Origin of the sequence: Phenylobacterium sp. (assembly GCF_016793225.1) — a bacterium.
Lineage (GTDB): Bacteria > Pseudomonadota > Alphaproteobacteria > Caulobacterales > Caulobacteraceae > Phenylobacterium.
The window spans coordinates 1-9151 of record NZ_JAEUMN010000197.1; the positions used below are offsets into that span (position 1 = coordinate 1).

11 protein-coding genes and 1 pseudogene are annotated in these 9151 nt (G+C 68.5%); 4 read left to right on the forward strand and 8 right to left on the reverse strand.

Translation table 11 applies throughout. From position 1 onward, the window contains the following. Positions 1 to 258: 258 nt before the first annotated feature. Both JNK30_RS22895 and JNK30_RS22900 read right to left on the reverse strand, forming a co-directional pair. Positions 259 to 1128: a hypothetical protein gene (locus tag JNK30_RS22895; protein ID WP_293486091.1), complete on the reverse strand. Its 870-nt coding sequence runs from the start codon at positions 1126 to 1128 to the stop codon at positions 259 to 261. A 17-nt stretch (positions 1129 to 1145) separates the two neighbouring features. After that, positions 1146 to 1403 carry a DUF6471 domain-containing protein gene (locus tag JNK30_RS22900; protein WP_293486093.1) on the reverse strand — a complete coding sequence of 86 codons (258 nt, stop codon included), beginning with the start codon at positions 1401 to 1403 and terminating at the stop codon, positions 1146 to 1148. Positions 1404 to 1488: 85 nt separating this feature from the next. Here JNK30_RS22900 and JNK30_RS22905 point away from each other — a divergent pair. The 3 genes and pseudogenes from JNK30_RS22905 to JNK30_RS22915 form a co-directional block, all read left to right on the forward strand. Continuing rightward, a pseudogene (locus JNK30_RS22905) lies at positions 1489 to 1925 on the forward strand (transposase); the annotation flags it as partial. A 46-nt stretch (positions 1926 to 1971) separates the two neighbouring features. After that, positions 1972 to 2493, forward strand: coding sequence for a Panacea domain-containing protein (locus JNK30_RS22910; RefSeq protein WP_293486094.1), 522 nt, complete (start codon positions 1972 to 1974; stop codon positions 2491 to 2493). A gap of 5 nt (positions 2494 to 2498) precedes the next feature. Next, the gene (locus tag JNK30_RS22915) at positions 2499 to 2861 is read left to right on the forward strand and encodes a hypothetical protein (RefSeq protein WP_293486095.1); all 363 of its coding nucleotides are present in this window, start codon (positions 2499 to 2501) and stop codon (positions 2859 to 2861) included. 567 nt (positions 2862 to 3428) lie between these two features. On the opposite strand, the gene JNK30_RS22920 is transcribed toward JNK30_RS22915, so the two are convergent. Both JNK30_RS22920 and JNK30_RS22925 read right to left on the reverse strand, forming a co-directional pair. Continuing rightward, on the reverse strand, positions 3429 to 3569 hold the full coding sequence (locus JNK30_RS22920; protein WP_367118780.1) for a universal stress protein: 141 nt from the start codon (positions 3567 to 3569) through the stop codon (positions 3429 to 3431). After that, positions 3530 to 4270 carry a universal stress protein gene (locus JNK30_RS22925; protein ID WP_293486098.1) on the reverse strand — a complete coding sequence of 247 codons (741 nt, stop codon included), beginning with the start codon at positions 4268 to 4270 and terminating at the stop codon, positions 3530 to 3532. The genes JNK30_RS22920 and JNK30_RS22925 overlap by 40 nt, the downstream gene beginning before the upstream one ends. Positions 4271 to 4563: 293 nt before the next feature. On the opposite strand from JNK30_RS22925, the gene JNK30_RS22930 reads away from it, so the two are divergent. After that, positions 4564 to 5211, forward strand: coding sequence for a response regulator transcription factor (locus JNK30_RS22930; protein WP_293486100.1), 648 nt, complete (start codon positions 4564 to 4566; stop codon positions 5209 to 5211). Positions 5212 to 5217: 6 nt separating this feature from the next. Here the strand turns inward: JNK30_RS22930 and JNK30_RS22935 are convergent, their stop codons facing one another. From JNK30_RS22935 to JNK30_RS22950, 4 genes are all read right to left on the reverse strand, one after another. Continuing rightward, on the reverse strand, positions 5218 to 6981 hold the full coding sequence (locus tag JNK30_RS22935) for a hybrid sensor histidine kinase/response regulator (protein WP_293486102.1): 1764 nt from the start codon (positions 6979 to 6981) through the stop codon (positions 5218 to 5220). Positions 6982 to 7043: 62 nt separating this feature from the next. Beyond that, positions 7044 to 7859 (reverse strand): PEPxxWA-CTERM sorting domain-containing protein, encoded by an 816-nt coding sequence (locus tag JNK30_RS22940; RefSeq protein WP_293486104.1) that lies wholly within the window; start codon positions 7857 to 7859, stop codon positions 7044 to 7046. A gap of 126 nt (positions 7860 to 7985) precedes the next feature. Then, entirely contained in the window at positions 7986 to 8426 is a 441-nt protein-coding gene (locus tag JNK30_RS22945) for a universal stress protein (RefSeq protein ID WP_293486106.1), read from the reverse strand. Between the two features lie 61 nt (positions 8427 to 8487). Next, complete coding sequence (locus JNK30_RS22950; RefSeq protein ID WP_293486108.1) at positions 8488 to 8892, reverse strand: host attachment protein; 405 nt, start codon at positions 8890 to 8892, stop codon at positions 8488 to 8490. Between the last annotated feature and the right edge of the window lie 259 nt (positions 8893 to 9151).

Below are 9151 nucleotides of genomic sequence, written 5' to 3' on the forward strand. Positions count from 1 at the left end.
GATCACCGCGTACATCGTCTCGCGCCTTTGTATTTCTTCTTGATTGAAAGCGTGTTCGCGCCCCCGAGACGGGCCCGGGGACGAGGAGGCGCGGTTATACAGACGGGCGGGGCGGAGTCAACGGCGGGCCGCGCTTCGCGACCATCCGCCGACCCTTGCGGCACTATGTTGCAAACACACCTGCGGGTGTGCGAACGCCCGCCGATCTGGCGGCGCGTGTCAGCGGAAACGGTGACCGTGATGCTGACGGTATTCGCCTTAATTCGCCTTCCCGAGATGTCGGAAGGTGGGACGGTCCCCCGGCACTATAGCCATCTGGCTTTCGGGAGGTTCGGCCCTCATGCAGAAGAAGGCGAACTCACTCTCGAAAACTTCGTCGAAGATATCCACGTACTTGATGCTGCCTTCTATGACCAAGAGCCGCGAGGCTGACACGGCCGTCTTGGTGATCGCCTCAATCCCCTCGATGACAGCGATCGCCTTCTCTTCGGAGCCGGCGCCCACCGCGCTCCATTTTCCAAACCTGTACTTGGGCCTTTGCGCGGCACCGACATCAGTGATGGAGTCGGCAAGGTAGCAGAAGCCGCCAATGTACATTCGGGTCGCTGGGGTCCGACCCGTGTTCACGCAGCGCAGCGTAATGAGAGGGTGATGATTTGGGCCCCATCCGATGGATGCCTCCACCGCCGTGACGTAGGCACGCAGTTCCTTTTGCGCGGTGTCTTCCGCGACGGCGACCTGCCTCAGGGCCGCGTTCGCGGTCTGCCTCGCAATCTCCAACTCCTCGGAGAAGCGTGCAGCTTGCGCCACGGCGTCGTCGCGAGCGTCTTGCAAGCTTTCATGGGCGGCGTCGGCAGACCGTTCGGCCTCTTTCCACGCGCGATGGGCGTAGAAGATCGTAAAGCCGACTGCGATGACGCCTGCGAGGCTCAACGCGAGTTGGAAAACCGCTACCTCAAGGGCCGCCTCGGCGGTCGCTGCTTCGCGGGCCTGCACTTGGAGAGCCTTCTCGGCGCACTCGGCGTCACTGGAGCACTCTGGCTGGGGTATGGGATAGGCGCGCTCTCTAAGCGCCGTCTCCTGTCGCCCCCAATCCAACGCAACCACGACGAAGGCCACGCCCACCATGGCAACGATAACGAGGACTAATCGTCTAAGCGCAGCGTTGTCGCGCCCATCGCTACTAGGCATTGGATCAGGAACGCCCCTGTAAATCCACCCCGGCTGATCTTATTGCGCAGGTTGGCCTCGGAGTCTTTCACCCCGATTGCGGCTAGCTTCTCGACCAACCCAGCGTAGCTGATCCCGCGCTTCACCATCTCCGCCCGGAGCAGCCCCTTTGTGTAGGCCACCCAATCGCGATCCTCATGCACGGCCACCTCCGCATCCTTCATCTTCATCATCGTATTCGATGCGGATGCCGTCGGCGATGATATGGCTTATCACTATATCAGATGCACGCGCGTCGAATGTGACTACAAATGGCGCAACGCTTCCGGCAAGCGTCACGTGGTCATCGCGGTGCGCGAGCGTGCCGATCACGGCGAGACGCTGACGCACGTCGCCAAGTCGGAAGCGGAGGGCGTGCCCTTCGTGCTGGGCAATGTCGCCCCCAGCTTCACCCTGCACGCCGACGAAGCCAACCACTGAGACGCGTTGGAAGTCCGTTACCTGACGAAGCGCATCAACCACAGCGAAGCCTACTCGCTGAACGGGGTCTGCACTAATGCGGCAGAACCGTTTTCTCTCGCCTGCGCCGCGCGGAGGTCGGTATCCATCACCACATCGCTGGCCGTACCTCGCCGCCTACGCCTCGGAAATGGCGTGGCGTGAGGACAACCGTCGGCGAACAGTTCCTGCTGGCGACATCATCGGCGCTAGCGCACCCGGTGTCGCGGGTGCGGAAGGGCTACTGGCAACGGTGACGCCCCCGAGGGATTCCGTTCTTGGTGCGTTTCCTATATAACGCCCATGAACGCGAATGGAACATCCGCCGTGTCGGAGACTGCTTACAGCCCAAACCACGTTGCGAACGCCTTTCTCCTGAAAGCGCGTAACGAGGGCGTGCGCGACGTCGATCCGCTCAAGGTCCAAAAGCTCGTCTACAACCTCAATGGCTACTGGCTAGCCATGCACGGCGCTCCCCTTGTCGGTGAGCGCTTCCAGGCGTGGCGTCACGGCCCTGTCCTCGCGTCGCTGTATCACCAGTTCAAGAGCAATCGGGCCAGCCCGATTTCGACTTGGGCCCTTGATAAGGACATGAGTGGCGAGGGTTGGAAGGCCTATCGCCCTTCCGATGAAGATCGCGCCTTCTATGATGCGCTTGAGGCCGTTTGGGACAAGTACAAGAGCCTCAGCGGCCTGCAACTGTCGGCGCTGACGCACGCCCCGGGAACGCCGTGGTCCAAGGCGCGCCAGCGGGGCGATGACTACTTGGACAACGACGAAATTCGCGAACACTTCCGCGAAGTCCTTCAGCGCGCGAAAGGCTGAACGAGTTGGCGGGGGCGGACGAGTTCAATCCGGCAGACATCCGGAAGGTCAAAGTCGAGGAAATTCCAAACACCGGCCAAAAGCCGCAGGAGGAATTGAAGGACGTGACCGACCCGATGGCTCCGCTCAAGGCGGAGAAGGGTTGGTTTGGTCATGTGTTCGGTGCGAGATCAGAGAAGTCCGGCAACATCGCGGGACTTCTCGTGATTATTTCGCTGGGACTAATCGGCTGGGCCTACTTCAGCCCTGCAAAGCCCGTTCTTGCCGACCAAGCGTCGATCCTTCCAAAAGACTTTCTTTCAGCGCTAGTGAGCCTCGTGACGCTGGCGTTGGGATACCTTTTCGGCCGCAACTCTCGCTCAGACTAGCCGCCACCCTATCAGCCCCTCGGTATATAGCCGTCCTGACGCACCGCACCCTTGTGGTGCAGCGCCTTCAAGGTCGCCCCCAGCCGCTTCGCAGCATGGACACAGTGGAGGCCTTCGCGGTGAGCCCGCGGTCCGCGCACCACATGTCACCAGATCGCGGCTGGTGAGCGGCCCTGAGACCTCACGCAGCGCACGCAGGACGAATCGGGTGGATTGGCCCTTGGGCGCCCTGTGGAGGGCCGCGTAGCGCCTCCGGGGCTCGGGGGTGTCCGCCGGATCGAAAATCCTGATCGCCGCCTCTGGGTGGTCGATATCGACCATCACGGCGCGGATGTCGGCTTCTGACCGGTCACGGTAGCGGATCAGCTCGTCGCGCTTGGCATCAGGCCCGACAAGGTGTTCGCGCGCTCTGTCATCACAACCGATGACACATCACACCGGATCAGATGGCGCTTGCCTCGGACAAATTGTGTTTGCTACATAATGTCGGACCCTTCCGCCTTCGCCTCCATACGTCCCACACCGGCCGCAGCGTGTCGTGGTCTGTCGGCGTCGCTGCCTCGCCGGCTAGTGGGACAACAGGAGCGGCGTGCTGGGGTCGCGGAGCATGTACTCGGTGGCGCCCCCAAGGATGAACTCGCTGGTGCGCGAGCGGCCGTAGGCGCCCATCACGACCAGGGCCGCCGATGCTCGGCGGCGTAGTCGCAGAACACGCGGCCCACCTTGCGGCCCGCGGCGTCGACCTCATCGGCGATGGCGTCGATGTCGTGCGTCCGGAGGTGGCGAACCGCCCCGGCTGCAATGCCCGGCGTCGTCTCGGACTTGTCGTTGATGACGGTAAGCAGGCGCACCTCCTTCGCCTTGCGAAGCAGCGGCAGCGCATCGGCCACCGCGCGGGCCGCCGTCCGGCTTCCGTCCCAGGCGACGACGACGGTCCCCAGGGCGCCATCCGGGAGGCTCGCGCGTCCGGGTCGGAAGAGCAGCACGGGACGTCCCGAGCCGAAGACCACGGCTTCGGCGACCGACCGCTGGCCGTCGGCCCCATCGACCATCGGCACAAGGCAGAGGTCGCGCGTCCGCGCCTGGACGGCGACGTGTTGGCCCACCGCGTAGAGGTCCACCTTGGCCAACAGGCTGCAGCCCCGGACTCCCAGCAGGCTCCGCGCTTCGTCGGCCTTCCGGATCGCCTTCTGGCATGCGGCCAGGCTCTTCGCCTCCTGCTCGGCGATGACCCCGCCGAGGTTGATCAGCCGGCTCGCCAGGTAGTTGCTGGGCGCCCTCAGGTCGACCTGGACCGCCAGCGTCGTCAGGCTTGCGCCTGTCGCCCCGGCGAACCGAACCGCATCGTCGATCGCTTCGGCGGGCGTCGGGTCGGGATAGCTCGCCACATGCAGCAGCAGGTCTCTCATCGCCTGCCTCCCTGCGTGGCGGCGCCTTCGCGGGCCGGGCCGTGCTCCGAAAGTGGCCGAGAGTTACTCATCCGCTCCTCCTTGAGAGGCGCGCCAGGGCCTGATGACCCCTTGGGGGAGAGTTGCGTACACGGACCCCTAGGCGAGCCTATGCGGTCCGACATCACGATCGCCATCGATCGTCAGAGGGGCCCGGTCCCGCAGCTCTGAGATTGGTCCGGGCGACAAGCTTTGCAAGGGCTGTCGTCGAATGCCGGCGTGGCGGCTGCGCCAACCCCAAATTCACCCTACGTATGCGACGTACGAGCGAAGGCCTGCGCGGGGGTGGCGGCGTGAAGTTCCTGGTCGTCGACGATCATGCGGTGGTGCGGGAGGGCCTGGCGGCCGTGCTGCGCGGCGTGGAGCCCGGCGCGACGGTGCTGGAGGCGGGGGATTGCGCGTCCGCCCTGGCCCACGCGGCGGCCCACCGGGACATCGCCCTGACCCTGATGGACCTGAGCATGCCGGATGCGACGGGGGTGTCGGCGGTGGCGGCGTTCGTGGCGGCCCACCCCGCGATCCCGCTGATGGTGGTCTCGTCGTCGGACGCGCCGGCCGACGTGCGCGCCGCCCTGGCGCTGGGCGCCCTGGGCTACGTGGCCAAGGCGGCCAACGCCTCCACCCTCGCCGCGGCGATCCGGCTGGTGCTGTCGGGCGAGGTCTACGTGCCGCCGTTCATGGCCCGGGTCGGCGGCGACGCCGCGCCGGGGCCGGCAGCCGCGGACACCCTGACCGAGCGCCAGCGCGCGGTGCTGGGACTGATCCGCGAGGGCGCGTCGAACAAGGAGATCGCCTACCGGCTGGGGGTCACCGAGGCGACGGTGAAGGCGCACCTGACGACCATCTTCCGGGTGCTGGGCGTCGCCAACCGGGCCGAGGCGGTGCGCAAGGCCGGGGCCTGACGCGGCTCAAGCCGGGCGGTCGCGCATCAGCTGGCCGATCGCGGCGCGCAGGACGGCGTGCGGGACCGGCTTGTGCAGCACGAGGTCGGCGGAGCCCTCGCCGCCGGCGGCGGTGGCGTCGCCCGTGACCAGAAGGGCCGGCGTATCCGCGCCGCAGGCGGCGCGCAGCCGCCGCAGGGCGCCCGCGCCCGTCTCGCCGCCGCGGAGGCGGTCGTCGCAGATGATCAGGTCGGGAACCCCCTGGCCGTCGCCGCGTCCGAGATGCGCCAGGGCCTCGTCGGTCGAGCCTGCGGTCAGCACGCGATGGCCCCAGCGGGCGAGCAGGGCGGCCATGGCCCGCCGGATCGCGTCCTCGTCGTCGACCACCACGATGAAGCCGGTCCGCAGGGCCCCCGCGGCGGGGGCGGCGGCCACCGGCGCCGGGAGGTCTTCGGGCGCGCCCCGCGGGAGAAGCAGCCGGAAGACGCTGCCCCGCCCGGGCGCCGAGGCGAAGTCCAGGTCGGCGCCGATCAGCGGCGTGATCCGCCGCACGATGGCGAGGCCCAGGCCGAGCCCCTTGTCGCGGTCCCGCTCGGGATTGTCGACCTGGTAGAACTCCTCGAAGATCGCCTCGGCCTGGTCGGGCGCCACGCCCCGGCCGGTGTCCCAGACCTCGACCGCCGCCCGCCCGCCGCGCCGTCGCGCGCCTACCACCACGCCGCCCGCGTCGGTGTACTTGACGGCGTTGGAGATCAGGTTCCGCAGGACCTGTTCCAGCAGCACCGGGTCGCTGACCACGACCAGCGATGTGCGCGCCCGGCGCAGCGCGACGCCCTTGGCGGCGGCCTGCTCGGCGTAGTCCGTCACGAGCCGGGCCAGCAGGGGATCGAGACGCAGGACCTCGCGCCGCGCCTCCACGACGCCGGCGTCCAGCTTGGAGACGTCGAGCAGCACGGCGAACAGGGTGTCCAGGGCGCGCACCGAGCCGGTGATGTGGTCTGCAAGGCGCCGGGCCGGCGGCGACAGCCGGAGCTCGGCCAGGGCGCCGGCGAAGAGGCCGAGCGCGTGGGCGGGCTGGCGCAGGTCGTGGCTCGCGGCGGCCAGGAACCGGGACTTGGCGAGGTTGGCCTGGTCGGCCCGCTCGCGCTGGAGGCGCAGGTCCTCGATCAGCCGCATGTTGTCGAAGCGCAGCTCCAGGCCGCTGCGGAACTGGCGGCCCAGGACGACGGCGAGCGCCGGGGCGGCCACCAGGAAGGTGAGCGTCAGGACCGACAGCACCTCATGGAACGGATAAGTCCGCGAGAGCCCCAGCACCACCTGCGGCGTCACCACCGGGATCGCGAGCGCGAGATAGGCCGGCAGGTAGGCGCTGAAGACCGGCAGCGCGCCCAGCACCACCATGCCAGACACCAAGAGGACGACCAGCGTCTGGGCGACGTCGGTCGGCGAGGTCATCCAGGCCGCGCCCGGGATCCAGGTGGCGCCCTGCAGCGCGATGACGGCCGTGAACGCGAAGGCCCAGGGCCGCCACGCCGCGTCCGGCGGCTGGCGGCGGCGGAAGGCGGCGCACAGCACGTGGAGCGCGGCCACCAGCACCACCGTCAGGCCGCAGAAGATCGCCGCGGCGTCGGTCGCCATGCGCCCGTCGCGAGCCAGGAAGACGGCCAGCGTGACCGCGGCCACGCCGCCCAGGGTGACGCCCACCGGGCTGCCCCGATAGAGCGCGCGGACCTGCTCGGCCCGGATCCAGTCCCGGCGCGCGATGTCGTCTGGGCCGGATGACGGGTCCAAGGACAGGCTGGGGTTCAGGGGCGGCGCTCAGCCTTCGCCGTTAGCGGATGCGTTGCAGCCGGTCAAACCGCGCGCGGACGGCCTGCGCGCACGCCGCTGCGGAGCGCGGTCCCGGCCAGGCCGAAGCCCAGGATCATCAGCGCCCAGGCCGAAGGCTCCGGAACGCCGCCGGGACTGGCGATCGGGTCCGTGGTCACCGTCAGGCTGTCGAAGCGCAGGTAGAGGTCCGCGGTGCGGGCCGCCGCGGTCACAAAGGAGCCGGGAGAGCCGTCGGTGTTCTGCAGCGCGATCTGCAGGTGGCCGAATCCGCCGGTCGGGACCCCGCTCCAGGAAATCGGCTCGCCGAAGTCCGGGGTTCCGAAGATGTCGGCGGGCAGCCCCAGCCCGAAACTCAGGTTGCCGGAAAACTGGGTGAACGGGCCGCTCATCGGCGGACGGTTCCGCGTGGAGACGAAGTTTCCCCCGAGGCTGTCCTCGGCAGGCCCGTTGTACTTCTCCAGGCCGGCGAAGGCGGTGGAGTCGCTGTAGCGGCCCATCTCGTAGGTGATCCCGTTCAGCGTGAAGGCCGCCACGCCGGGGCTGTCGGCATCGGAGCCGTAGTAGACCTCGCTGAAGGGGTAGCTCTCGTGCACGCCGCGCGAGGTGTCCACCGTGATCGCCAGGGTGAAGGTCCGGCCGATGGGGGATCCGTACGTCTCGCCCGTCACGATGTTGAGGCCGTACGGCGGCGTGCCGAACGGGGCGTCGAAGCCGGGAAGGGCGAAGCCGTTGTCCGAGCCGGACGTAACCACGCCGGTCAAGGTGAAATGGACGGCCGCGGCGGCCGGCGTGGCGGAAACGGCCAGTGCGGCGGCGAGCGCGAAATGGACGGTGCGCATGGGACCTCTGGATGGCGTCGAACTGCGCCATTCAGGGGTCGCCGTCGGAATTTCGTCAATTCGACCAGAGTCTTACGACGCTCTCGGCGAGGTCGTACGACCGGTCGGATAGCGGCTGCCTAGTCGCTAGGGGACGACCAGCACCGGCACGGGGCTGTGCGCCAGCACCTCGGCGGTCTGGCTGCCGAGGATGAGCCGGCGGACCCCGCGGTGGCCGTGGGACGCCATGACGATGAGGTCGCAGCCCTCGGACTTGGCCGTGGCCAAGATGGCCTCGGCCGGCTGCGAGCGGCCGACGTGCTGCGTGCGGGCGGTGACGCCGAGGGCGTCGGCCCGCTGCTTGACCGCCGACAGCGCCCTGGCGGCGCTCTCGGACTGGTCCTTGTCGAAGTCGGCGAAGGCGGCGGCGTAGGCCCCGCCGTCCAGCCCCACGAACGTCGGGATGGACTCCGTGACCATCACGACCGTCGCCTGCGCGCCCAGCGCCTTGGCGAGCGCGAGGCCCGCCTCGACGCCCTTGCCCGCAAACTCCGATCCGTCGGTCGGTATGAGAATGGACTTGTACATCTCGCGGCTCCCTCGTGTGTGCGTTCGGCTTGGCAGCGCGGCCGCGAGCGGCCGACCGGCCTCAGGTTTCCTTCAGCGTGCGCAGCACCGCCTGCTCGCCGCGCCCCGCCACGTCGCGCGGGAACTCGCTGAGCACAGCGGCGCGCAGCGCCTTGTGGTAGTGCCGCCGCATCTCGCCGAGTGTACGGGGCGCGGCGATCACCACCAAACGCGCAATCTTGTGACCGAGCACCTGTTGGTTGAGCCAGTCGACCACCGCGGCGGCGTGCGCGTCCTCTTCCAGCAGGTGGCCCGACGGATTGCCCGAGCTCGTGTAGTGGTGCGCGCCCCCGGACTTGTTGGTCTCGCGGAGCACGGGCGTCGGCAGGCGCGACAGGACGGGCTCGATCTCGGTCCCCTGGTTCCGGTACAGCTCGAACTTCGCGCCATCGACCACTGCGACGACGTCGCCATGCTCCAGGATCATGTCCTACTCCCTCGGTCCCCGCTTCGGGACGATCCGACACGCAGTCTGGCGCCAAGGGAGCCCGCGGCCGTTGATCTGGCTCAAGCGTCGCTGAACCGAAGCCCGGCGGGGGTGTTCCGAGGGCATGGCGCTTCCCGGACTGATCCCCTCCGCCCTGATCGGCGCCGTCGCCGGCGCGCGTGCGATGACCCCGATGGCGGTGCTCGCGGCCGCCCGCCTCGCCGGCGGCCGCACGCCGGGCCGGCTGTTCCTGCTGGAC

Excerpts from the sequence above, each read along its gene's own strand:
- JNK30_RS22895 (WP_293486091.1), bottom strand. The coding sequence starts at position 1,128 with ATGGTGGGCGTGGCCTTCGTCGTGGTTGCGTTGGATTGGGGGCGACAG.
- JNK30_RS22900 (WP_293486093.1), bottom strand. The coding sequence starts at position 1,403 with ATGATGAAGATGAAGGATGCGGAGGTGGCCGTGCATGAGGATCGCGAT.
- JNK30_RS22910 (WP_293486094.1), top strand. The coding sequence starts at position 1,972 with ATGAACGCGAATGGAACATCCGCCGTGTCGGAGACTGCTTACAGCCCA.
- JNK30_RS22925 (WP_293486098.1), bottom strand. The coding sequence starts at position 4,270 with ATGAGAGACCTGCTGCTGCATGTGGCGAGCTATCCCGACCCGACGCCC.
- JNK30_RS22930 (WP_293486100.1), top strand. The coding sequence starts at position 4,564 with ATGCGACGTACGAGCGAAGGCCTGCGCGGGGGTGGCGGCGTGAAGTTC.
- JNK30_RS22940 (WP_293486104.1), bottom strand. The coding sequence starts at position 7,859 with ATGCGCACCGTCCATTTCGCGCTCGCCGCCGCACTGGCCGTTTCCGCC.
- JNK30_RS22945 (WP_293486106.1), bottom strand. The coding sequence starts at position 8,426 with ATGTACAAGTCCATTCTCATACCGACCGACGGATCGGAGTTTGCGGGC.
- JNK30_RS22950 (WP_293486108.1), bottom strand. The coding sequence starts at position 8,892 with ATGATCCTGGAGCATGGCGACGTCGTCGCAGTGGTCGATGGCGCGAAG.